Annotated in this window: 22 protein-coding genes; 12 read left to right on the top strand and 10 right to left on the bottom strand. The window is 58.9% G+C overall.

Annotated features, from left to right (window positions below; all coding sequences use genetic code 11):
* Positions 1–145 precede the first annotated feature (145 nt).
* The gene (gene repA, locus DXT96_RS25770; protein WP_060716600.1) at positions 146–1363 is read right to left on the bottom strand and encodes a plasmid partitioning protein RepA; all 1218 of its coding nucleotides are present in this window, start codon (positions 1361–1363) and stop codon (positions 146–148) included.
* Between the two features lie 364 nt (positions 1364–1727).
* Between repA and DXT96_RS25765 the strand changes: the two genes are divergently transcribed.
* Genes DXT96_RS25765 through trbI form a run of 12 tightly spaced genes read left to right on the top strand, consistent with a single transcriptional unit; the run spans position 1728 to position 12036 of the window.
* Positions 1728–2363, top strand: coding sequence for an acyl-homoserine-lactone synthase (locus DXT96_RS25765; protein ID WP_060716501.1), 636 nt, complete (start codon positions 1728–1730; stop codon positions 2361–2363).
* Positions 2360–3331, top strand: coding sequence for a P-type conjugative transfer ATPase TrbB (gene trbB / locus DXT96_RS25760; protein ID WP_060716500.1), 972 nt, complete (start codon positions 2360–2362; stop codon positions 3329–3331). The genes DXT96_RS25765 and trbB overlap by 4 nt, the downstream gene beginning before the upstream one ends.
* Positions 3321–3728 (top strand): conjugal transfer pilin TrbC, encoded by a 408-nt coding sequence (gene trbC, locus DXT96_RS25755; RefSeq protein ID WP_060716499.1) that lies wholly within the window; start codon positions 3321–3323, stop codon positions 3726–3728. The genes trbB and trbC overlap by 11 nt, the downstream gene beginning before the upstream one ends.
* Positions 3721–4020, top strand: a complete 300-nt coding sequence (locus DXT96_RS25750; protein ID WP_045023373.1) for a conjugal transfer protein TrbD — start codon at positions 3721–3723, stop codon at positions 4018–4020. Before trbC ends, DXT96_RS25750 begins: the two co-directional genes overlap by 8 nt.
* Positions 4021–4030: 10 nt before the next feature.
* Positions 4031–6499 carry a conjugal transfer protein TrbE gene (locus DXT96_RS25745; RefSeq protein WP_153517055.1) on the top strand — a complete coding sequence of 823 codons (2469 nt, stop codon included), beginning with the start codon at positions 4031–4033 and terminating at the stop codon, positions 6497–6499.
* Positions 6500–6515: 16 nt separating this feature from the next.
* Entirely contained in the window at positions 6516–7280 is a 765-nt protein-coding gene (gene trbJ / locus DXT96_RS25740; RefSeq protein ID WP_371419009.1) for a P-type conjugative transfer protein TrbJ, read from the top strand.
* Complete coding sequence (gene trbK, locus DXT96_RS25735) at positions 7277–7495, top strand: entry exclusion protein TrbK (RefSeq protein WP_060716496.1); 219 nt, start codon at positions 7277–7279, stop codon at positions 7493–7495. Before trbJ ends, trbK begins: the two co-directional genes overlap by 4 nt.
* A complete protein-coding gene (gene trbL / locus DXT96_RS25730; RefSeq protein WP_153517052.1) occupies positions 7489–8685 on the top strand; it encodes a P-type conjugative transfer protein TrbL in 1197 nt (398 codons plus the stop codon). The genes trbK and trbL overlap by 7 nt, the downstream gene beginning before the upstream one ends.
* Positions 8686–8699: 14 nt before the next feature.
* Complete coding sequence (locus DXT96_RS25725) at positions 8700–9362, top strand: conjugal transfer protein TrbF (protein ID WP_153517051.1); 663 nt, start codon at positions 8700–8702, stop codon at positions 9360–9362.
* 17 nt (positions 9363–9379) lie between these two features.
* Positions 9380–10234 carry a P-type conjugative transfer protein TrbG gene (gene trbG, locus DXT96_RS25720; RefSeq protein ID WP_071208371.1) on the top strand — a complete coding sequence of 285 codons (855 nt, stop codon included), beginning with the start codon at positions 9380–9382 and terminating at the stop codon, positions 10232–10234.
* Entirely contained in the window at positions 10234–10713 is a 480-nt protein-coding gene (gene trbH, locus DXT96_RS25715; RefSeq protein WP_071208209.1) for a conjugal transfer protein TrbH, read from the top strand. Before trbG ends, trbH begins: the two co-directional genes overlap by 1 nt.
* 12 nt (positions 10714–10725) lie before the next feature.
* The gene (gene trbI, locus DXT96_RS25710) at positions 10726–12036 is read left to right on the top strand and encodes an IncP-type conjugal transfer protein TrbI (protein WP_153517050.1); all 1311 of its coding nucleotides are present in this window, start codon (positions 10726–10728) and stop codon (positions 12034–12036) included.
* Between the two features lie 53 nt (positions 12037–12089).
* Here trbI and DXT96_RS25705 read toward each other — a convergent pair whose 3' ends face one another.
* The 9 genes from DXT96_RS25705 to hutC all read right to left on the bottom strand — a co-directional run bounded on the left by DXT96_RS25705 (position 12090) and on the right by hutC (position 24304).
* Positions 12090–13955, bottom strand: coding sequence for a LysR family transcriptional regulator (locus DXT96_RS25705; RefSeq protein WP_153517049.1), 1866 nt, complete (start codon positions 13953–13955; stop codon positions 12090–12092).
* Positions 13956–14130: 175 nt separating this feature from the next.
* Positions 14131–15468, bottom strand: a complete 1338-nt coding sequence (locus DXT96_RS25700) for an MmgE/PrpD family protein (RefSeq protein ID WP_210251606.1) — start codon at positions 15466–15468, stop codon at positions 14131–14133.
* Between the two features lie 145 nt (positions 15469–15613).
* The gene (locus tag DXT96_RS25695) at positions 15614–16399 is read right to left on the bottom strand and encodes an amino acid ABC transporter ATP-binding protein (protein ID WP_060716474.1); all 786 of its coding nucleotides are present in this window, start codon (positions 16397–16399) and stop codon (positions 15614–15616) included.
* A 1-nt stretch (position 16400) separates the two neighbouring features.
* Positions 16401–17168 carry an amino acid ABC transporter permease gene (locus DXT96_RS25690; protein ID WP_060716473.1) on the bottom strand — a complete coding sequence of 256 codons (768 nt, stop codon included), beginning with the start codon at positions 17166–17168 and terminating at the stop codon, positions 16401–16403.
* Positions 17169–17256: 88 nt separating this feature from the next.
* Entirely contained in the window at positions 17257–17979 is a 723-nt protein-coding gene (locus DXT96_RS25685; RefSeq protein WP_153517047.1) for an amino acid ABC transporter permease, read from the bottom strand.
* Between the two features lie 141 nt (positions 17980–18120).
* Positions 18121–19023, bottom strand: a complete 903-nt coding sequence (locus DXT96_RS25680; protein ID WP_153517046.1) for an ABC transporter substrate-binding protein — start codon at positions 19021–19023, stop codon at positions 18121–18123.
* 171 nt (positions 19024–19194) lie between these two features.
* Positions 19195–21156, bottom strand: coding sequence for a hydantoinase B/oxoprolinase family protein (locus DXT96_RS25675; RefSeq protein WP_060716471.1), 1962 nt, complete (start codon positions 21154–21156; stop codon positions 19195–19197).
* Between the two features lie 3 nt (positions 21157–21159).
* On the bottom strand, positions 21160–23217 hold the full coding sequence (locus DXT96_RS25670; protein WP_071208195.1) for a hydantoinase/oxoprolinase family protein: 2058 nt from the start codon (positions 23215–23217) through the stop codon (positions 21160–21162).
* A gap of 337 nt (positions 23218–23554) precedes the next feature.
* Positions 23555–24304 carry a histidine utilization repressor gene (gene hutC, locus DXT96_RS25665; RefSeq protein WP_060716469.1) on the bottom strand — a complete coding sequence of 250 codons (750 nt, stop codon included), beginning with the start codon at positions 24302–24304 and terminating at the stop codon, positions 23555–23557.
* Positions 24305–24462: the final 158 nt, after the last annotated feature.

The raw sequence follows: 24462 nt of genomic DNA, 5'->3' as shown, positions 1-24462 counted from the left end.
CAATTGCACCCTGGCCAATTAGCGATTGGCATGCATCGTTGTCTCAAATTTCTCCGGTTTCTCCAGTGCCCCATGTCCAAGGGGCGACTCAACACCTCTCGGTTGGGAGCTCCCAACAGACCTGTGAGGAACGCAAAGCCTTTCATCAGACCCGCCCCCACGCCATCTTGATCAAAGCCTCGATCTCCGAGTTCACCGCATCTAAAGATTCCATCGCCCGGTCGTATGTCGACCGCGTAAGGTTCTCTCGCCCTATCTCATAGAGCGTCTGCTTGGTTAAACCGGCATCAGACACCGCTGCCGACTTAACCATTGGATTTGTAAGGACGTGATCCTCGAACATGTTGCGCAGTAGTGCCGTCACTTTCGTCTGCGGCGCGTCCTGGGGCTCATAGCGCGTCAAGAGATAGCGTATGAAATCGTATTGAAGATTGCCACCCGCCTCTTTCACGACGCCCAGAAGGTCGCGTGTCATGAGGAGAAACTGGCTCATGGAAGCGATATCTAACATCTGAGGATGTACGGTGATTACCATTGATGTTGCAGCACACAACCCGCTGAGCGTCAGAAACCCAAGCTGAGGAGGGCAGTCAATGACCACGACATCGTAATCGTCGGCCACCTCGTCAAAGGCTTGGGCCACGCGAGTAAAGAATAATCCGTCGCGTGTACCACGATCAGTCAAGGCTTTCGGCGTGGTATGCTCGAACTCCATGAGCTCGAGATTTCCAGGAACCAGATGAAGACCGTCAAAATACGTCGGTCGGATCACATCTCGCAACGGACGACGTGTCTCGTCATACCGAATAGCCGCATAGAGCGTTTCGTTCGCACCGACATCAGTTTCTGGCAGAACGCCGAGGAGTGCTGAAAGACTGGCCTGCGGGTCGAGATCGACTGCGAGCACCCTGTAACCTTGCAACGCCAGATACTGTGCAAGATGAGCCGACGTCGTCGTCTTCCCGGAGCCGCCTTTGAAGTTGGTTACGGCAATGACTTGCAAATGCTCAGAACCGCGGCGATGAGGCACAAACTCGATGCTTTCGCGTCCACGAGCCGAACCTGCGAGCATATGCCGGATCTCGTTTATCTGACCGAGCGTGTAAAAGCGTCTTCCGTTGCTGGCAAGCTCAGGCTGGGGGCCTTCGCCTGCCAACGTCATCTTTCGAAGCGTTGAGTCAGATATTTTCATCAAGCGTGCGGCTTCACCCGAGGTGAATTTGCGAAGGCTCTTGTGCGACGTCGGAGGAAACAAAGCCTCGCTCATCGCTTGAAGCTGAGAGCTGAGCTGCTCAGCATGCTCACCAATGGTAACATCTACCGACGGGCGATCATTTCGGGATATGGCAGCGGCTTTGCTCACGGTGTAATCTCTTGTCACGGTTAATTGGCGCGTATTGCCATTTATCCGTGACGATTACCCAATGCGTGTGAGGTTGCAAGACGTTTTTGGTTAATGAAAGGTTAAACACGTTTCAATCGAAATCATAAAAAATGCCGATTCTTCAAATGCTATCTGTTAGTTAGACAGATTCCCTCCTTCTGTGCGACGTGTCACCACGTGCAGATTTGCACAACCTTGTCGGCATCTAGCCGTTCTCACCCACTCGCATTCTATGCCCTGGAACACCGACTCGGTAGAATCACCTCAGGTGCAAATCTGCACGTAGGCACACGCGCCGCGAGATGATTTTTTGTTCGCATGACCTGTTCATGTGGAGATCGTGATGCAGATACTGACAGTCTCGCCGGACCAATACGAACGTAGTCGAAGCTTCCTCAAACAAATGCACCGTCTTCGCGCGACGGTGTTCGGCGGCCGCCTGGAATGGGAAGTCTCCATTACAGCCGGGCAAGAGCGCGACCAGTACGATGGTTACAAGCCGACCTACCTTCTGGCGATTACCGATAGTGGACGTGTCGCAGGTTGCGCCCGTCTTCTTCCGGCTTTCGGCCCTACGATGCTGGAGCAGACTTTTCCGCAACTCCTCGAAACGGGTTCGCTCGTCGCGCATTCCGGGATGGTCGAGAGCTCGCGCTTCTGTGTCGATACCGCGCTTGTCTCGCGGAGGGACGCAAGCCAACTGCATGTCGCCACGCTCACCCTGTTCGCCGGCATCATCGAATGGTCTATGGCCAATGGCTACAACGAGATCGTCACCGCGACCGATCTTCGCTTCGAGCGCATCCTGAAGCGGGCGGGCTGGCCAATGCAACGGCTCGGCCCACCGGTCGCAATCGGCAACACCATCGCCATTGCGGGCAGCCTGCCGGCAGATAGGACGAGCTTCCGGCAGGTTTGCCCACCGGGCTATCATTCGATCCCCCGGATCGACGTGGCAGCGATCAGGAGTGCCGCGTGACCCAGTTGCGCTCCCATTCGCGTCTGGTCCGGAAACTCCAGGACGCCCTCGGCGATCAGCTTTGCGTCGCGCTTGATGATGCGATGGTGGTCGAGATCATGCTCAATCCCGATGGCAAGCTCTTCATTGAGCGCCTGGGTCATGGCATGGCCCCGGCTGGCCAACTCAGCCCCGCCGCCGCAGAAGTTATCATCGGCAGCGTCGCCCACGCACTACAATCAGAGGCCGACGACGAGCAACCGATCATCTCTGGCGAACTCCCGATCGGCGGTCACCGCTTCGAGGGTTTGCTGCCGCCGGTCGTTTCCGGGCCGAGCTTCACGATCCGCCGGCGTGCTTCACGCCTGATCCCGCTCGACGACTATCTGAAACACAAGATCATGACCGAGGCGCAAGCGTCGGTTCTGCGCAGCGCAATCGCGTCTCGCATGAATATCGTGATCTCCGGCGGTACTGGCTCCGGCAAGACGACGCTCGCCAATGCCGTCATTGCCGAAATCATCGCGAATGCGCCGGACGATCGGATCGTCATGCTGGAGGACACCGCCGAGATTCAGTGCGCGGCCGAGAACGCCGTGGCGCTCCATACAAGTGAAACGATCGACATGGCCCGCCTGCTCAAGAGCACGATGCGCTTGCGGCCCGATCGCATCATCGTCGGCGAGGTCCGCGACGGGGCGGCGCTTACACTGCTCAAGGCGTGGAATACCGGCCATCCTGGCGGTGTCACCACCATTCACTCGAACACGGCGATGTCCGCTCTCCGTCGACTGGAACAGCTGACAGCAGAAGCGAGCCAGCAGCCGATGCAGGAAGTGATCGGCGAGGCAGTCGATCTGATCGTCTCGATCGAACGAACGGGGAAGGGGAGACGGGTTCGCGAAGTGATCCATGTCGAGGGCTTCACCAACTCCCGTTACCAGACCGAACATTACGCCCAGATCGATGAGGACAGCCATGTCGCGTAAGACCGAGACTGCCATTGCACTTGCGGCGTTCGCCGTTGTCTTCTGCGTCAATCTGGCGGACCCAGCCTTCGCCTCTTCGGGCGGGGGTGGGTTGCCGTGGGAATCTCCGCTCCAGCAAATCCAGCAGTCGATCACGGGACCGGTGGCCGGCTTCATCGCCCTCGCAGCGGTGGCGATCGCCGGCGCAATGCTGATCTTCGGGGGCGAGTTGAATGATTTCGCAAGGAGGCTTTGCTACGTCGCCCTCGTGGGCGGCGTACTTCTCGGCGCGACCCAGATCGTCGCTCTCTTCGGAGCGACAGGCGCTTCGATCGGCAAGTTCGAGGCCCGACCCGCGTCTGGGAATGTCAAGATGTCGGCGGCACCTCGACCGGAAGGGGAGGGGGCTCATGGCTGAACCGGGCTCCAACCTCGCCCGCTCACGGGTCCATCGAGCGCTGTCACGCCCGAACCTGCTGATGGGCGCCGACCGCGAACTGGTGCTGCTCACCGGCCTTACCGCCGTGATCCTGATCTTCGTGGTGCTGACCTGGTACGCCGCACTGTTCGGCGTGGCCATCTGGCTGATCGCGGTCGCTGCCCTTCGTATGATGGCGAAGACTGATCCGCTGATGCGCCGCGTATATCTGCGGCACGTGTCCTATCGATCTCTCTACCGGCCGACCTCTACGCCGTGGCGCAAGTTCTGAAGAGGCGGACATGGTGGCACTGAACCTCTTCCGACACTCCGGACCGTCATTCGCCGATCTGGTTCCCTATGCGGGCCTGGTCGACAATGGCGTGATCCTTCTGAAGGACGGCTCACTGATGGCCGGCTGGTATTTTGCCGGCCCGGACAGCGAAAGCTCGACGGATGCAGAGCGCAACGAGGTGTCGCGGCAGATCAATATGATCATGTCGCGGCTGGGTTCGGGCTGGATGATCCAGGTCGAGGCTTTGCGGGTTCCGACGATCGACTATCCGGCAGACGACGCCTGCCACTTTGCTGATCCCGTCACGCGTGCGATTGATACCGAGCGCCGGACTCATTTCGAGCGGGAGAGCGGGCATTTCGAGAGCCGGCACGCGTTGATCCTGACCTGGCGGCCGCCCGAGCCTCGGCGCTCCGGCCTGGCGCGCTACGTCTATTCTGACACCGCCAGCCGTTCGGCCACCTATGCCGACACGGCGCTTGAGAGCTTCCGGACCTCCATCCGCGAGGTCGAACAGTACCTCGCCAATGTCGTCTCCATCCGCCGCATGGTGACGCGCGAAACCGAAGAACGCGGCGGCTTCCGGATCGCCCGCTATGACGAGCTGTTCCAGTTCATCCGCTTCTGCATTACCGGTGAGAACCATCCGGTCCGGCTCCCGGATATCCCGATGTACCTCGATTGGCTGGTCACGGCTGAACTCCAGCACGGCCTGACGCCGACGGTCGAGAGCCGATTCCTCGGCGTCGTCGCCATTGACGGCTTAGCCGCGGAGAGTTGGCCGGGGATCCTGAACAGCCTCGACCTGATGCCGCTCACCTATCGGTGGTCGTCGCGCTTCGTTTTTCTCGACGAGCAGGAGGCACGCCAGAAACTGGAGCGCACCCGCAAGAAATGGCAGCAGAAGGTCCGTCCGTTCTTCGATCAGCTTTTCCAGACCCAGAGCCGCTCGCTCGATCAGGATGCGATGATGATGGTCGCCGAGACGGAGGACGCAATCGCCGAGGCATCGTCGCAGCTCGTCGCTTATGGATATTACACGCCGGTCATCGTGTTGTTCGATGAACAGCAAGAACGGCTTCAGGAAAAGTGCGAGGCGATCCGCCGATTGATCCAGGCCGAAGGATTCGGCGCCCGGATCGAGACGCTGAACGCGACCGATGCCTTTCTCGGCAGTCTGCCGGGAGTTTCCTATGCCAATATCCGCGAGCCGCTCGTCAACACGCGCAATCTCGCGGACCTCATTCCGCTGAACTCGGTCTGGTCGGGAAGCCCCGTCGCGCCATGCCCATTCTACCCGCCGGGATCGCCGCCGCTCATGCAGGTCGCCAGCGGCTCGACGCCGTTCCGGCTCAACCTCCATGTCGATGACGTCGGACACACGCTGGTCTTCGGCCCGACCGGTTCGGGCAAATCGACTTTGCTGTCGCTGATCGCGGCGCAGTTCCGACGCTATGCGGATGCGCAGATCTTTGCGTTCGACAAGGGGCGGTCGATGCTGCCGCTAACGCTCGCCATAGGCGGTGATCACTACGAGATCGGCGGGGACGCGGCCGAAGGAGGGGAGAGGGACTCGCCACGACTAGCCTTCTGCCCGCTCGCCGAACTCGCGTCCGACGGCGACCGTGCCTGGGCGGCGGAGTGGATCGAGACGCTGGTCGCCCTGCAGGGCGTCACGGTCACGCCTGACTATCGCAACGCCATTTCCCGGCAGCTTGCCCTGATGGCGGAATCCCGCGGCCGCTCGCTTTCGGATTTCGTCTCAGGCGTGCAGATGCGCGAGATCAAGGACGCGTTGCATCACTACACGGTCGATGGACCGATGGGCCAGTTGCTCGATGCAGAGCAGGACGGGCTGGCGCTCGGCGCTTTCCAGTGCTTCGAGGTCGAGGAGCTGATGAATCTGGGCGAGCGCAATCTCGTACCGGTCCTGCTCTATATGTTCCGGCGGGTCGAGAAGCGGCTGACGGGGGCGCCCAGCCTTATCATTCTTGACGAGGCCTGGCTGATGCTCGGTCATCCGACGTTCCGCAACAAAATCAGGGAATGGCTGAAGGTGGTGCGCAAGGCCAACTGCGCCGTAGTGCTCGCGACCCAGTCGATCTCGGACGCCGAGCGTTCCGGGATCATCGACGTGCTGAAGGAATCCTGCCCGACCAAAATATGTCTGCCCAACGGCGCGGCACGCGAGCCAGGGACGCGCGAGTTCTATGAGCGCATCGGTTTCAACGAACGGCAGATCGAGATCGTCGCCACCGCACTGCCGAAACGCGAAAATTACGTCGCCTCCCCCGAGGGCCGCCGGCTGTTCGATATGTCGCTTGGTCCCGTGGCGCTTTCCTTCGTCGGCGCTTCCGGCAAGGAGGACCTGAAGCGCATCCGCGCCCTTCACTTCGAACACGGGGCGGATTGGCCCAAGCACTGGCTCCAGCAAAGGGGGATCGCCCATGCCGAAACACTTTTCCAGGCCGCTTGAAGCGGCGCGCGCCGCTATGATCACGGCCATCATGATCCCGGTCGCTCTCCCGGTTCCGGCCTTTGCCGGCGGCGTTACCGGACAGGCAACCGAATGGACGCAACTCGCCAACAATGCGGAGCTCATCAGTCTTGTCGGCAAGTCGGCCGAGCAGGTGAACAATCAGATCACCCAGATCAGCCAGCTTGCAGAGCAGATCCAGAACCAGATCAACATCTACAAGAACCTGCTGCAGAACACCGCGCAGCTGCCGAACCATATCTGGGGTCAGGTCGAGAACGACCTCAACAAGCTCCAGAACATCGTCGCGCAAGGGCAGGGCGTCGCGTTTTCGATGGGCAACGTCGATGACGTCCTGAACCAGCGGTTTCAGAGTTTCGCCGACATGAAGAGCAACCTGCCGGACGGCGCGAGCTTTTCGTCGACCTATCAGAACTGGTCCGACACCAATCGCGACACGATCGCCGGCACGCTGAAGGCGGCGAACCTCACGGCCGAGCAGTTTTCCAGCGAGGAATCCACCATGTCCTCGCTGCGCTCGATGTCGGAGAGCGCCGACGGCCAGATGAAGGCCCTGCAGGTCGGGCACCAGATCGCAACGCAGCAGGTGGCGCAGATGCAGAAGCTGCGCGGGCTGGTGTCACAGCAGACCACGATGATGGGAACATGGTTCCAGTCGGAACAGGCACAGAAGGATCTTGCCCAGGCCCGGCGCGAGAAATTCTTCAACGCGCCAACCAATAACATCCGCGGCGGGCAGACTATGGAGCCCCGCTGGTGAGCCCGCGTATCATCATCGCCCTCGCAGTCGCGGGTGTCGTCGCCTTCGGAGCCGGCATGATCGTCTGGGTGGTGGTCCAACCGGATGCTGCGACTGAAACACCGGCCGGGACGTCGCGTTTTGGCGCAGCGCACCGTGAGCACCGGGAGCGCTTCTTCGGGGGCGACCCGGATCGCGACGTGCGTGGCGGGCAGGAAATGAAGCCGCGATGGTAGTCATTCGCCCGTCCCGCAAGCTCGAAACCGCATTCATCGTCGTCGCGATCCTAGCTCTCGCGACAGCGCCGGCGCTCGCCCAACAGGGTTCCGTGCTCACCACCTTGGAGAACCAGGTCGTCACCGCCGCCAAGGGCTGGGAGACGACGATCATGAACGCGGCGCGCTCCCTGTTCTGGATCCTCGCCGGGATCGAGATCGGCATCGCAGCCGTGTGGCTGGCGATCAATGCGGCAAGCCTCGACGCCTGGTTCGCCGAGCTCGTGCGTCGGATCATGTTCATCGGTCTCTTCGCCTTCATCCTCGATCGCGCCCCTGCGCTCGCGAAGGCGGTGGTGGACAGCCTGTTCCAGATCGGCGCCGGCGGGGGCTCCGCTTCGCCGGCCAACATTTTCGATGCCGGTATCCGCGTAGCCTCCAAAATGTCGGAACAGGCGAAGTTCGGGCTTTGGGAGGATAACGCACTGGCGATCGCCGCCGTCTTTGCAATGATCGTGGTCGTCGTCGCCTTTTCGCTCGTCGCAGCGATCTTCGTCGCTGTCATGGTCGAAATGTATGTAGGACTGCTGGCCGGCATGATCATGCTCGGTTTGGGTGGCAGCTCCTATACCAAGGATTTCGCGGTCCGTTACCTCGTCTACGCCTTCTCCGTCGGCATGAAGCTGATGGCACTGGTCATGATCGCCAAGATCGGTTCCGACATCCTGATCGGGCTGGCCGAAGCGCCGACGGCGACCTCCGACCAGTTCATCACCACAATCGGCATCGCCGGCATCTCCGTCGTCGTGTTCATCATCGCCATGTATGTCCCGCCGATCATCCAGGGCGTCGTCCAGGGAGCATCGGTCTCGGGCGGCATGGAGGCGATCCGGCATGGCGGGCAGGCGGCTTCGTTCGCGGCGGGCGCCGCCTTCCTCACGGCAGGCGCTGCCAGCAAAGGTTTTCAGGCGGCGAGCGCCGCAAGGGCAGGGGGAGCGTCACTTGGCTCTGCCGCCATGCGCGGCATGGAAGCTGGCATCGGCGGCGCGAGCAGCGCAGTCGGTTCGGCAGCAAGGGAAAAAGCAATCGGATCGCCCGGCGCCTATGCCGGCTCACTGCTCGGTCTTGCAAACGCCAAGCTCGACCAGACCCCGCAAACCGGCAGGCCTTCGACGCCTCCTCCGCCTCCACCCGTCAACGAAAACAAGTAAGAGGCTGACCGCACATGGCCGGACGCACCCCGCCCGACAATCCCTATATCGCTGCGAGAACGGAATGGAACGAGCGCTACGGCTCCTATGTCAAGACGGCCGCGGCCTGGCGTCTGGTCGGCGTCACCGGGATGACCATGGCGGTGGTCGGCTTCAGCTACGCTCTCTACCAGAGCACGCAGGTCAAGCTGGTGCCCTATATCGTCGAGGTCGACAAGCTCGGCACGGCCTCAAGCGCCGGTTTCCCGCAGCAAATCGAATATGCCGATCCGCGCGTGGTGCGCGCCACGCTTGGCAGTTTTGTTTCGAACTTCCGGTCGGTGTCGCCGGATGCTGTCGTGCAGAAACAATATATCGACCGCACCTATGCGCTGCTTCGGACCTCGGACCCTGCGACAGAAAAGGTCAACGCTTGGTTTCGCTCCTCCTCACCATTCGAGAAAGCAAAGAACGCAACGGTCGCCGTCGAGGTCAACAACATCGTCGCGCTGTCGAACCAGTCCTACCAGATCGACTGGACCGAGTTCGAGCGCGATCGCCGCGGCAAGGAGACGGCCACACGCCGGTTCCGCGGCATCGCCACCGTGACGCTTACACCGCCGCAGGACGAGGGCATCATCCGGCTTAACCCGATCGGACTCTATCTTAGGGATCTCGACTGGACCGCGCAGCTTTGAAAGGCATGGCCCCGAACATGAACATTCGACTGAGACGTTTTCCGGCCACGCTGACCGCTGCCACGATCGTCGTCGCTCTCGTGCCCCTGTCGGCTTCTCTTTCCTCCCGCGCTCTCGCGGCCGATGGCGTCAGCGCTAACGAGGCGAAGGGGATGGGGATTTCCACCCAGTGGCGTGGATCACGCGGACTTGTCACGAAAGGACCGGACGGGAAGGTGATCTTTCTCTACGGCGAGGTGCAGCCCTCCGTGGTTTGCTCGCCCTTGCAGGTCTGCGATATCGAGCTCCAGGGCGGCGAGGTGGTTCGCGACGTGCTGGTCGGAGACACCGTGAGATGGAAAGTGGAGCCGGCGACGTCAGGTGCTGCGGGCGGGCAGGCGATCCACCTGATCGTCAAGCCATCGGAGCCGAACCTCGTCACCTCGATGGTCGTGACGACCTCGCGCCGCACCTATCATATCCAGCTCAAGTCGCATGCAAACCAATACATGGCCCGCGTCGGCTTCGAATATCCGGAAGACGTTTCCACCAAGCTCGCCGACATCAACGCGCGAATGGAGGCGAGTACCATTCCGAGCGCCGGCGTTCCGGCCGAGCAGTTGAATTTCTCATACTCGGTCTCCGGCAATGCCGGCTGGCGACCGACGCGCGTCTATAGCGATGGGGAAAAGACTTACGTCCAGTTCCCGCGCTCGATCTCCGGCCAGGATGCGCCGGTGCTGTTTGTCGTCTCCGGTGGGCAGAACCGCATCGTCAACTACCGGATGAAGGGCGACATGATGGTGGTCGACTATCACGTCGACCGCGCGGTTCTTGTTTCAGGCGTCGGCTGGAAACAGGAGAAGGTGACGATCCGGCGGGGAGGGCGGTGATGCGAAGCAGCTTGCCCTCCCGCCCACGCCCTTTGCGCCCCCTCCGCAGCCTAGCGGCAACCTGCGGCCTCGCGCTCCTCTTTTCCGGATGCCAGTCGCTCGGAACGGATGGATTGACCTCCAGCAACGCGCCTGCCGAGATCTCGGGGCCGGCAGCAAGCGCCATCGCCGGCGACATGGTGAGCAGGCTCGCCGAGCAGATCGGCCCCGGAACCGCGACCGTCTCACTGAAGCAGGACAGTTCGCCCTTCGGGCAAGCGCTGGAAGCGGCTCTAAAAGGCTGGGGCTATGCCGTTGTGACCGACCAGAAGACGGATGGTGCCGCGCGCACCGTGCCGCTTGCCTATGTCGTCATTCCCTTCGAGGGCCAGGTGCTCGCGCGGCTGTCGACCAATAGTGTCGAGCTCGGCCGCGCCTTTACCGTCACGACGACGGGGGCGCAGCCGGCGAGCGCGCTCTCGGTCATGAAGCGCGGTTAGGGGAGGGCGGTCATGGTTCAATCGCTCAAGCTCGGCGGCGCCAAGAACGAGGAGACGGGCTCCGGTATGCGCCGGATCAACCGTCTGCCGATCATCGTCGTGGTCGTGCTGGTCGTCGCCTTCCTCGCCGTCATCTTCTTCGGCCTGACGTCGCGCGGGCTTTATTTCCGCGACACCGGACCGGACACAAGCTCCGGCAATCCGGCGTCAACCTTCGCCGATCAGATCAAGCGCGGCGTTGCCGACGGCATCATCGGCGAGCCGCAGCAGGTGACGACGCTGCAGCCGACGCCGGTCGAGACGCAGGAAGAGAAGCGCTCGGTCAATCCGTTCACCCCGCAGCCCGATCAAAGGCAAGAGGCACGGCCGGAACAGCAACTGGAATCTGAACAGGCCTGGCGCGCCCGTTTGCAGCGCGAGCAGGAAGAGCAATATCTTCGTGAGCGGCAGCGCCAGAGAATGGCCCGGCTGCAGGCCAATGACGCCGCCTATGACTCACCGATCGCTGTCGACCGCGGCAAGTTCGACAGGCAGGGATCAGATACAAACGACACCGCCGCGACGAAGACGAATGGCGTTTCCACTGCGACGACACCGGGCGCATCCGACCTGTACTCGGCCGCTCTTCGTGCGGGACTCGGCGGTCAAAATGTTGATCCGAACGGCCAGAAATCCAAGGAGGATTTCTTCAATGCCGACCTCAAGGAGCTCGGCTATCTTCCGAACCGTGTCGTGCCCCAGCAGTCGCTTTACGAACTCAAGCGCGGCTCGGTTGTTCCCGCGACCTTGATCACCGGGATCAATTCCGACCTTCCCGGTCGCATCACCGCCCAGGTGAGCCAGAACGTCTATGATTCAGCGACGGGACATCGGCTTCTGATCCCGCAGGGAACGAAACTGTTCGGTCGGTACGACAGCAAGGTCTCGTTTGGCCAGAGCCGTGTTCTGGTCGTCTGGACCGACATCATCTTCCCGAATGGCTCGACGCTGCAGATCGGCGGTATGGCCGGGACGGACGCGCAGGGCTATAGCGGTTTCCGCGATAAGGTGGATCGGAAGTGGCTCCAGACGTTTGGTTCGGCGATCCTCATTGCGGTGATCGGCACGGGGATCGACATGGCCGTTCCGCAGAGTTCGACGCTGGCGACACAGGACACCGCCTCGGATGCCGCCCGGCGGAATTTTGCCGAGACCTTCGGTCGTGTCGCAGACCGGACCATCCAGAGAAATATGGACGTGCAGCCGACTCTCGAGATCCGGCCGGGTTACAAGTTCAATGTCCTTGTCGACCAGGACATCGTTTTTCCTGGGACATATCGATGAGCGCTTGGCCGGACAAACGGTCGCCCATCTTTTTGTTTCTTGGTGTATCGCGCTCAGAACGTGCCGGCAAACGCGTCCTTTATATGCCCAACTAGCCGACGTTCGATTTCACTGAGTGGATTGTCGGTGGAAAAAATCGCCCATAGACGCCGTCTGGGCACGATATGGTCGAGGGGGAAGGCCTCTACCAAGTCATCCTCAAGCTCCTTGCGCACGACAGAAGCGGGCAATATCGTCCCGAATGGCGAGCGCCGTATGACCGAAACAATCAACGGGATTGAGCCAAGTCGCATGACTGGTTCGAGTTGCACCGTCGCCTTGGCAAGCGCCGTAATCAGAGTTTGATGCATCGTCACTTGTGCCGGTGCCAGAATGAGCGGAATTCCCCGTAGCTCGTCGGCAGACACGCGTTTGGATTGTGGACAAAATCCAACGTTCTTATTTACGATTAACGAAATGTCTTCGCTCGCGCCTACGGGTAAACTCCCGACTTGAAGGTCAACTCTCCCCACGACAGCTATATTAAGTTGACCGCTGCGTACTCCTCCATGGAGAGTGTCACGGGGACCTTCAACGACTTCAATCCGGCAATCTGGAAATTCACGGTGAAACGCGCTCAACGCTTCGGCCATGCATTCGGACGTGCGCGAATCGCTGCTCCAGCTCGGGGGTAGACCGATGCGAATAGACTGCCGGAACTCCGCAGCCACCTTGCCGCTCTTTGCGAGAGCATCATTGAAGCATTGTTCGATCCCAAGGCAGATAGGATGTAGCCTCATGGCGGATTCCGTTGGAGTGGAACCCCCGCGGCCCTTAACAATCAATGAGGTTTCCAGGGCAGTTTCAAGCAGAGCGATCTGCGTCGGGACCATAGGAGCAGTCAGGCCAACAGCGCGCGCAGCGGCGGCCATGCTGCCCGTTTTCACGACAAGGTTGAACGTTGCTATCTGCTTTAGCGTCGCCGCAGGGCTGAAGGGCTGGAAGCGGCCGCCGGACGAGCCGTCTGTTGAAAGAGACCGCCGCAACTCTGCCAGGAATGTTTGCATAACGGGGTCCAATCCCGACTCGCGCGCATGAATGACACAAGGTGGACCATCAGGCACCGCGTACATTCGTGGTGCAATATCTGCAATACGGGCCGGCATAAGCGGCCGCGGCAACAGAAGGTCATGACTGGAAAAGAGAAGTGCCATGCCGAAGTAGTCTTGAAGGCCAACTGCCGCTGTACCGACTTTGTGCGACAGCCGGGGCCAATTAGGGTGTCGTGCTATGTCATCGCTCAATGTTCCCGGGAGTTCGGGAACTATCATGTCTCTGAGCGCATCCTTATTCATCTGCGGATCGAACGCACCTTCACCTACCGCCATCCACGTACCGATGGGCATCACGGAAGGTTCGTCTGGTCTGTTATTTCCTTTGGTGCACCGGACGGACAACTCCAATATTGACGAGGAGTTTGCAATCATAGGCTGCTGGTCGGCGCGTGACTCAAAAGGCGAATGACGCGACGAAATAAGATCGAGAAAGCAATCCTGCTGGATGGAATGCACGCGTCGGATCGCGTCCTGGATAGCAAGCGCCATATACGTTCCTGTATATGCTTCGTCCAATTGGATGATAACGCTTCGAATAGTTTCTTCGGCGCCCGAGCGAACGCGCAGGCGCAGGCGCAGAAATTCCTCCGCCAGCAGAAGGCGGACACTCCGATTATACAGCCAAACGGCTGATGGCAGCGGCCACATGTTCCGACCGTGGCGAGCGAAGAGTTTCAACCCAAGCCGCGTTTCCAACCCATGCAGTCGTGCGCTGAAGGCAGAGGTTGTGAGTCCAATCGCATCCGCCGCTCGCGACATGCTGATACTATCGCAGGCGGTGATAAAAGCTGCCAGATGTGAGAGGTCTATTTTCGGCGTGGTCATCCTGGCCCAACTCCTCACATTCTAGACGCATTGACTATTAAAGCGCGTCCCCTCGCTAACTCTCTGAAACGCCTGACGATGTGCGCGTGCTAGAGCGTTGCTACTGAAGGCGCGGATTCACTTACCCAGGACACTATTGTTCTGGCCAGTATTCCCGGCAAGGCCTGCTGGAAAATCATGTGCGCAAGAGATCGAGAAATTCGGACTGTTTATCCATTTCTCGCAATCCTGCAAAAAGCGTTTCAGGATGGACCGGCCTAAGTCTCCCGGCTCGCGCCAGGCCGTCCCGCAGCTTTCCGATGATATCTTCCCAATCTGCGGGGGTTTCTGGAGATCCTCGGGGAACGTCCCGGTACGCCGTCAAACGTAATCCGCCCTTCAGGATTACCTCGATTTCCCCAGCGTCCTTCTCGTCTGGGCGAACGACCATGTGAACCTTAGGCATGAGCAATGCGATATCGTCATGCCCCAGAGCGGCCGTTTCGAAATCGTCCAGTGTCACTTTGCCGCGCGCCAACGCCACGGCGACTGTGTAGTTCATGCTGAATTTGCCCTCGATGCCGGTAGCCGGATTGGGGAAGCACAAGTAATGCGTGCATTCTTCGCGAACCGCACACGTGACTTGCTCAATTCTTTCCGGGTCGATCGCATGACGGCGTTGAATTTCAATCGCCCCGTCGATGGCCAGATGGGTGCAACTGCAGCATGGGTAAAGCTTTACAGCGAGGCCAGGAGAAACCAGTTCCCAAACGTCACCAATTCCAGAGAGGTCGATGCGGTCCTTAGATCGGTCGGTTAGTGCGGCCAGAAACCCATTCTCGGCCTCCAGGATATCCGCGCCGGCGGAGAAACCTTGCTCGGCAAGCGCGGCGGCGAGATAGGCGGCCTGCGCCGCACGCCCACAATGGAGGCTTTTGGTCATGGTTCCCGTGTTACCCAGAAGCCCTCCAGCGAAAGAAGAGGCGATTGCCAGGGCACGCTCGGTTTGACCGGTATGAAGACCACGAAGATGGGCGGCGGCAGCCGCGGCGCCGAGAGTTCCGAGGGTCGACATAGTGTGCCAACCGCGACGCGTATGTGCCGTGCCGATGGCGCTGCCGAGCTTGCAAGCTACCTCGATCCCAACAGCATAGGCGCGAACCATTGCCATACCGCTCGCTTTTGTCGCAACGGCGGTCGGTATCAGCGCGCTGACGATGGGCGCGCTGGGATGACCATTCATCGAATACTCGCTGGTATCGTCAAAATCGTCCGCGTGCGCGCAGACACCGATAAGCATGGCCGCCAGAGCCGGATCGCTCCAGCGTCCCAAACCGGGGGCGATAAATGGCGCGTTGTCGTCGGAAGGTGCGCAGACCCGCTCCAAAAGCGCTACGGCTTCAGAAGCGGAACCGGCATAGATGCATGCCAGAGTATCCGCGATATGTAGCTTGGCTTTTTCCGAAACCTCCGTCGGCAATTCGCGTACGTTCGCGATGAATTCCGAAAGGCGGGTAGTTGCGGAGATAGCCATGACGATTGTTCCATTGCGTCGATCCGCAGGGTTTCGGACCGTCATTTAAGCCTCTCCGGGCCAGCGACCTTGTTTTTCCAACCCTGATCGCCCAGGAAGTCGGTTCGGAGCCAATGATGGCTCGATTACTCGACCTCTGTTGCGGTCAAGCAATACGTTCCAGGAAGGACGCTGTACGCGCGTTTTTCGGTGCCGAGAAAATCTGCTCAGGTGGTCCTTCCTCGATAATGGAGCCCTTGTCCATAACAACGACACGATCAGCCACTTCACGGGCAAATCCCATCTCATGTGTCACGACAATCATGGTCATTCCTTTTCCCGCCAGTTCCTTCATAACAGCTAGAACCTCGCCAACCATTTCAGGGTCAAGCGCGCTGGTTGGTTCATCAAACAGCACGACTTCTGGATTCATGGCGAGGACACGTGCAATCGCGACACGCTGCTGCTGTCCTCCTGATAATTGAGCGGGATACTGATCTCTTTTGTCTGTCAGACCCACACGATCGAGGAGCGCCAACCCGCGCTCGGTCGCCTCCCGTTTTGTCTGCTTGAGCACATGGACCGGTGCTTCAATGATGTTTTGAAGGGCGGTCAGATGTGGGAAAAGATTGAACCGCTGGAAGACCATACCGACGTTGCGTCGTATAGAGGCCTTCTCCTTTTCGCTGAGGTCAACCTTCTTGCCGCCAACAATCTTGTTGCTGACGAGGGTTCCATTCATAAATATCTCGCCGTTCTGGATTTCTTCGAGATGATTTATACACCGAATAAGCGTCGTCTTGCCTGATCCAGACGGACCGATCACGACAACAGTCTCTTTGGGTCGAACGGTCATCGAGATATTTTCAAACACGCTCAAGGTGCCGAATGATTTGCTCACGTTGCGGAGTTCAACGGCAGGTGCGACGCTGCCTTCGGAATGATCGGCCATATCAGGTATCCATTTGTAAGAGGTTGGCAGCTTTTGCGTCTGGTCTTCGCGCGGCGGTTCGCGGGCTCCAGGAAAGCCGGTTCTCGATCCATTGCTGCAACCCAGTCCATACTCCGGTCAGGACGAGGTAGTAGACGGAAATCGCGGCATAGGCTTCAAATGTCTTGAAGTTTTGCGATCGCATGCTGTCAGCAACATGGACGAGTTCCGGTACGGCGATAACGCTCAGGAACGCGGTGGTCTTGAACATCATGTTGCACTGGTTTCCGAGCGATGGCAGGATTATGCGCAGCGCCTGGGGAAGAATGATACGACGCATCGCCATCGATGGCATCATGCCGAGTGCCTTCGCAGCCTCGCTTTGTCCATTGTCGACCGACCTGATACCAGCACGCGTGATTTCGCTCATGTAAGCTGCTTCATGGAGGCTAAAGGCTAAAATCCCGGCGACAATAGCGCCGCTGATCGAGAAGACCGGTGTGCTGATCGTGGACGGAAAAATATCGACGCCGATGAGGTATGGCAGCCCGAAATAAATCAGAAACAGCTGGACAAGAATTGGCGTACCGCGGAAGAACCAGACGTAGAGCCAGTTGAACCCCCTGAGCACACCGAAGCGGCTCAATCCGAACAGGGCCAGAAACAAGCCGGCCACCACGCCAGCTATCATCGAGGTAAGTGTGACGGAGACTGCGATCCAAACAGCATACAAAAGCTGCGAGGGCGGCGAGAAAACCAGCTCAAGGAAGTAGTTGAAATCGAAGTTCATGGTTGAGCTCCCGGAGCAACTTGTCTGCGTTCACGAGAAATTTGTGGCTTAGCGCGAAGACGCTTGCAGAATGGGGGACGGAGCGGTGTCATATCGATGCGAACCCCTTTGAATAGCGTTTCTCCAATGCGGCTTGGACGAAGCTCCACGCGGTTGTCAGGGCCAGGTAATAGATCGATACACCGAGATAGACCTCGAAAGTCTTGAATGTCACAGAGTTGACTGCATCGGCGATGAACAACATCTCCGGAACTGCGATCAGGTATAAGAGTGATGTCGCCTTGAACATGCCGTTCATCTGGTTGCCCAGCGGTGGCAGCATGATGCGGATCGCCTGTGGCAGAATGATTCTCTGCATCAGCAGCCTCGGTGTCATTCCCACGGCCTTGCCAGCGTCCCACTGCCCGTGATCTACCGACGCGATCGCGCCGCGGGATATTTCGCTGAAAAATGCGGCCTCATGCAATGCAAACGCGGTCACTCCCGCGACTATTGTGCCGCTGAGTGAAATAAACCCGAACAGGTGAAAGTCTTGTGGAAAAAGGTCAATATTGGTGAGGTAGGGCAGCCCGAAATAGATGATAATGACCTGCACTAGAAGTGGGGTGCCTCGAAACACGAAGATGTAAACACTGTTGAACCAGCGAAGCACACGCAATCGCGAAAGCCCGAAAAGCGAAAGCACCAGTCCCAGCACGACGCCGATGACCATGGAGGCGAATGCCACCAGCACCGTCGTCAGCATGCCTCGCAGAAGCGCCGGGCGAGGATTGAAGACAAAATCCAGGAAAAAGGTGATATCGAACTGCATTTCGATAATGGTCCCCATTTATTTTGTTTGAGTCCGCCGCGCCGAGAGATGGTCCTCTTATGACGGAAGCCTGCCGCCGCGGCGGCAAGCTAAAGCCTTACAGCTGCCCGAACGCATGGAGCTTACAGCGTCATCGCCCGATCACGGGCACTGCTTGTCATCGCGGCACAGCTCGACGTGGCCATCCATACCCCAGGTCTTGGCCGCTTGCTCGACATAGCCGCCCTCAAAAAGAGCGACGTAGGCCTTACGCACTGCTTCGTGCAATGCAGGATCGTCCTTTCTGAGGACGATTCCGATCGTTAGGGGATCGATCGGAAGGCCGCCGATCTCATACTTGTCGTCCGTAAGCTTCATGAAGTAGGACAACGTCATAGCGTCGCTGACAAATGCGTCGACGCGCTTCAGATCGAGCTGGCGGAACGTGGTTGTATTCTGGGGGTAGGATTGAATTTCGATAGCTGGCTTGCCTTCAGCTTCGACTTTCGCGCTCGCCTCTTTCAGCAACCGTTCATTCGTGCTCGAGACAAGTACCGCGACGCGATGGCCTGCAAGATCCTCATATGTCTTGATATTAAGAGGGTTTCCCTTCGGGACGAGAAGCCCCATGCGTTCGCGGATGTATTCGACGAAGTTGTACTTAGCAATACGGGCCGGGCTTTTCGAATTGTTGGACATAACCGCATCGCATTTGCCGGTGTCGAGGGCAGCGAATATACTTGCGAACGGGTAGTGAACCACTTCACTTTTGATGCCCATGACTGGGCCGATTGCCGACATGACGTCAACGTTGAATCCCTTGGGGGTTACCCCGTCTTCAGCCAGGAAACCACCGGGCGGATTGCCCAGTTCCGTGCACATCACGATCTTGCCGGCCTTAGCCAGCTTCTCGGTCGGCTCGACGCTCTTCGCGGGCGTGGTCGGAAGCTTGACCTCGTAGGCGGTACCTTCTTTTGCCTCCTGGGCGCTGGCGATCGAAGTCGTCAAGGCCACTCCGGCGGCGAGCCAAAGGCTCATGATCATTGCGGACGAACGAGTATTCATTGTATTCCCCTTTCTTTTCATTGCGTCAAAGCCGAACTGTTTAAAACTCCCAGTTTCGACAACAGTCAGGCTTGGTGTTGTTCACATAGAGCGAAGTGTATCAACGGATTACGGCATTGGACTCTCCATTATAGTTGAAGCGGCCGGCCTGCCGACCGCTCCCGCATCCCACTACAATTGCAGTTTTCTGTTTTCCTCGGCCAGAGCGTCGGATATTGCTTCAATGGTCGCGGTTTTGCTGCTCTCCATGAAGCGCGAAACTGTGTTTCGCACGAGGATTGGTCTTACCGAAGCGTCATAAGCGAAGGCTCCAACCGCAAGCGCGGCTCGGACATCGGTTGGCCAGATCGCATCGAATGCTCGCCGGGTCTCGCAAACGGAGAACCGCCCTTGACGAGCTGCCATTTGCGATCGGGCGGCTTTGGTTTCCGCATCGTCGATTGTATAATCATCACGAACGACAACCCCGTAGGCGGTTCGAGCCCAATCCACTGAGACCAGGCCACGCTTGACGTCGCTGGCGACCTGGTGGGGATCCCTTTCTGCAGCAGGGCCGAACCCGCCACCGGCTGGAGTGATCAAGCGAACCACGTCACCGCGTTTGAAATGCAGAACATCGATCTTGCCGATGTCGCGCTCATCCTTGCGGCCTGGGTTCATGATGACCCGGGCGAGCGATCCCGGCGCTCCGCCTTCGACGCCCCAAGGGCTGAATTTGAGACGATCCATTCCGCGGACGGTCATGACCGCTTCGACATCGGTATTCTCGAGATCAAGAACAACGGCCGCGCCACTGCGCCAGCGTCCCGGCGCCTGACTGTCTGCGAGCAGACCATAGCGCCGCACGCGCATGATCGTTTCGACTTCGACAGTTTCCGCGGGGACCGTCAGCAACGAACCGGAACGGTTGTCGATGCCATCGATCCCATCCTGTCCGATTCGACCACCGCCGCCGCCGCAAATCGGATTGATTACACTAACGCGCTTACCACCATGCAGCCTGTCGCGGCCTGTCACGACTATAATGCCGGACATGCCAGGACCCGCCGCTGCCAGCGCGTCGGGTATTGCTGCGTTCAAGCAACCGAGGACAACGTCGTATACGCGTGTCGACGCAGTAACACGCGATCCCCCGGCCGCTGGGAAGTTCGCGTTAATGATGGTGCCGCGAGGCGCTATGATCCTGACGGGGCGGAGGAGACCCCGGTTTCGTGGCGCATCGGGCGCCTTCGTCAGAATGTAGTAGATGAGCGATTGCAACGTATACGGGTGGGTTGTCGTCCCCGTCACGTAGTTGAACGCCGCGAGCACCTGTGGATCTGTACCCGTAAAATCGAAGATCAGGTTGCTTCCGTCGACGGTCATGCGCGCGTGAATATTGATGTACTCACCAGGCCGCATTCCTTCGATGTAGTCAGCGAACTCGTAGGTGCCATCCGGGATGGCCGAGATCACTTCCCGTGCACGCGCCTCCGACAGCGCGAGGGTCGCGTCCATTCCCTTCAGGACCTCGTCGGTCGAATAGCGATCGCACAACTGGCCCAGCCGGACATCCATGCTTTTCAATGCCGAGAGCATCGCCTGGATATCACCCCAGAGTTCGCTGGAGATGCGACTATTGTCCAGGAGGATGTTCTTCACAGATTCATTGAGGACACCTTCCCGATAGAGTAGGACCGGGCGAAGTCGCAGCCCTTCCTGAAAGACCTCGGTCAGGGTCGGAGCAATGCTACCTGGCACTGCGCCGCCAATATCGGACGCATGTACGAATGCCCACGCCAATGCGATGAGTTGGCCATCCCGGAAGATCGGACGGACAAGCGATACGTCCATCATGTGAGTAACCATCCCGTCGCTGGAGAACGGGTCATTCGTGATAATGCAATCACCTGGCTTGAGCGAAGAGAGCGGGATATCCCCTAGCCCTCCTTTCACCGACAGGCCTATGAACGCACTGACGCCAGTATTGATCGGGTAGGCAAATGCTTCTCCATCCGCATTGGCGAGCGCGCATTGAAAGTCCTGGACGAGCTTCACGAAGGTCGTGTGCGCCGTGCGCTGCAGCGTCGACGACGCTTCTTCGACAATTGCGTTGAAGCGATTTGCCATGATGGCGGTTTGAACGGGATCCATGTTTTAGCCCCTCCGATCCAGAGAAATAGCACCGGAGCTGATTGCTTCGGCCGTGTAGGCAGGCGGGACAAGGATCGTTGAGTCATCCTCTTCGATGATGCATGGCCCCTCCACCCTGCTTCCTCTTTCGAGGTCACTGCGGGCATAGATCGGAGTATTTGGATAAAGCCGCCCCGCGATACGGAGGTCGCGCCTGGCGATGGCTGAGACCTCGCCCCTCCTGGAGCTCCCCTCGATATTCACCTGCGAGGGAGAGGGCAGGCTTCCGCGGATGCGAACGCGCAACTCTACAAATTCGACGGCAGCATTCCGGTCGCAATGGGCATAAAGCCTGTTGTGCTCGTCATGGAAGCGATCGGAAATCGTTGCCAGATCCGGGAAGCTGCCATCGGCTTTGGTCGGGACGACGACCGGAACCTGGAATGACTGCCCTTTATATCGTAGTTCCGCCCAAAATTCGTGATCGATCGACGTCAGGCGATCGAGTTCCACCTGCTGCTTGAGCCAGTCGACCGTCTCCGATGCGAGGTGCCTGAATGCGTCAGAGAGCGATTCATGCGTTATCGTCGTGCCTTGAATGACGTTGACGACATCGTGGGTGAGGGTCGTGACCACGCCGCCACAGGCGCAGAAAACCGAAGGCGCGGCAGGCACGATGACCGAATTTATTCCAACCTCGTCCGCAAGCAGTGGTCCATGCAGAGCTCCGTTTCCGCCGAACGTCACAAGCGTCACGTTCTGCGGGTCGAGTCCGTGCGCAGCGAGATAGGGCAGAATCCTGCTGACCATCGTCGAGGTTGTCACGGAAAGGCAGGCATCGGCAGCTTCCGCAGTCGTCACGCTGAGCCGGCCGGCAATACTGTCATATGCTGTCGCAGCGCGGTTCACGTCCAAAGGCATGGCGCCGCCAAGGAAATTGCCGGCATTGAGATAGCCGCATAGAAGATAAGCGTCGGTCACTGTTGGGCGGACGCCACCCCTCCCGAAGGCTGCCGGGCCAGGATAGGCGCCAGCGCTTTCAGGGCCGATCCGCATCGCGGGTCCCTCGAGATGGACTAGGGAGCCGCCACCGGCGCCAATCGCTTCAATCTCGGTTACGGGCAAGGTAATGGGAAAGTCGCCTACTGCTCCCTGCGAGGTGACCGTCGGGTTGCCCTGACGGACCAGCGACACATCTGTGCTCGTGCCGCCCATATCAAAGGTGAGCAAGTATTCATGCTTGCTGAGCGAAGAGACAGTCTGTGCGGCGGTCACCCCGGACGCCGGCCCCGACAACAGCGTGTGAACCGGAAACTTCGCCGCGTCCGCAAGCCCAAGTGCACCACCATTGGAGCGCGTCACAAACAGCCGGACAGATGAAAGCCTGTTAGTGACGTAGCGCTCAATCTCCTGCAGATATGCCTGGACGCGGGGTTTGACATAGGCGTTTAAAGTTGCATTGACAGCACGCTCGTATTCCCCGATGCGCGGCCATATTTCACTCGAAATACAGACGTCCATTTCCGGGTCGATCTCATTGATCAAGCCACGGATCTCGCGCTCGTGCTTAGGATTTCGAAAGCTGTGAAGAAAAACGACGGCGATTGCCTTAACGTCGGCGGCCTTAACGCCAGCCACTGCCCGGCGAACTGCTTCGGCGTCGATCGGTGTAAGCACCTCGCCATCGGCATCGAGACGTTCCGGGATCTCGAAAACGAGGTCCCGAGCTACAAGCGGAATTGCGCGGGAGGAGAATAAATCTACGGGATTCTTGAGACGAAGGCGCTGGAGCTCAAGGATGTCGCGGAAACCCTCCGTCACGAAAAGCGCGATGGGTTCTGCGGATCGTTCGATCACCGTATTGGTGCTAACCGTCGTACCGTGCATGACAACGACTTCGTCATCATCCGAAATTCGCAGCTGGTCGAGAAGCGGCTCAAACCCGTCCTTGAACCCTTCCGCAAAGTGCGGAGGCGTAGAGGGTACCTTCAGACGAGTAATTCCCTGGGAGCTGTCAGAACGCCAACCGACAAAGTCGGTGAACGTTCCGCCGATATCCACTCCTATGCGGACGAGAGCCATCAAACACTTCCTATCTTGACCTTTGCAACGGCAACAAACGTCCTTCCCGGGCGAAATGCTCGGGCGTACTAATCTGTCGCAATCGGCTTTGATGAGGATTATGTTATGTCGGAATGGCCAATGGTTTATAGCGGGGTTTCATTGAAATGGGCGAATAGTTTCTTCGAACCATCAGGGCTGCATTGCAGCCTGTTCCCAAGGGCGAAAGAGGCCGGCGATTTGTCTTCGCCCGGAAACGCAGTTCAAGTGGAAAACCGCGACGAAGCCACCGAAAAAGTTCGGCAGCTTCGCCAACCCACCAACTTACAAAGTTTGGCTTATCGCCCGACGAGGCAGCCTAGGACACGCCCGGTTGTGCTGACGGCTTGAAGCGCACCACGAAACGGTGGCGGTCGCCAGGATAAATAAGACGGACGAAGGTAATAAGCTGTTCATCCAGCCAGGTCCGGCGCGCGATGGATATGCATGCAGTTCGCTCAACCACTTGCAACCGGCGAGCAAGTATGGCGTCAGCCGACACCGCTCGTATCGAATGTTCTCCGTCTGTGAACGGAACGTTATGAAGGAGCCAACTGCCGGGCGGTTCGTCCTTGAACTGAAGTCTCTCCACCTGGGGAACCGCGTCGAGGTTGATTTGGCGGGTTTCCATGGTGAACGGGAGATTGTCAGCGTAGTGCATGACTTCAAGGGTCAAAAGACGCGTCCCGACAGGAACGCCGACATGACGCGCATCTAGAGGGTCGGTCGCCTTGCGAATGCTCCGATCCGTGATCTCAAACGTGTAGGTCCGGTCAATCGCCATGACCTCTGCACGGATGTCCTGAATGTGCATCAACGGCTCTTCGATCCGCGGCGGAGCTACAAAGGACCCGGATCGGCGCTTCCGGGTAATCATTCCCGAAGCAGCCAGGCTCGACAGAGCCTTGTTCACCGTCATCCGAGAGCAGTTATAGATGTCGACCAACTCACGCTCCGGCGGAATCCGGGCACCTGGGCCCCACTCACCCGTGGCAATCTTGTTCTCGATGTCACGCTGGATCTCCGAGTATCGAGATGCGGCATGCTTTTCTATTGCAAGATCATCCATGGGCAAGCGACGCTGCCTTTGAAATATTGGAACTGCTCACGATCGTACCTCTTTCACCATCTGCAAAAACCGTATCAATGGTCTATAACATATGGTTGATTAATCGTACACCAAACGAAGGCCAGATCGCGATTGCTAAGGTCAATGGAAAGAAGGGT

The sequence above is a fragment of the Agrobacterium sp. ICMP 6402 genome (genome assembly GCF_009498615.1).
Lineage (GTDB): Bacteria > Pseudomonadota > Alphaproteobacteria > Rhizobiales > Rhizobiaceae > Agrobacterium > Agrobacterium burrii.
The sequence above is the reverse complement of the archived record's forward strand: the minus strand, read 5'-3'. Positions and strand labels throughout refer to the sequence as shown.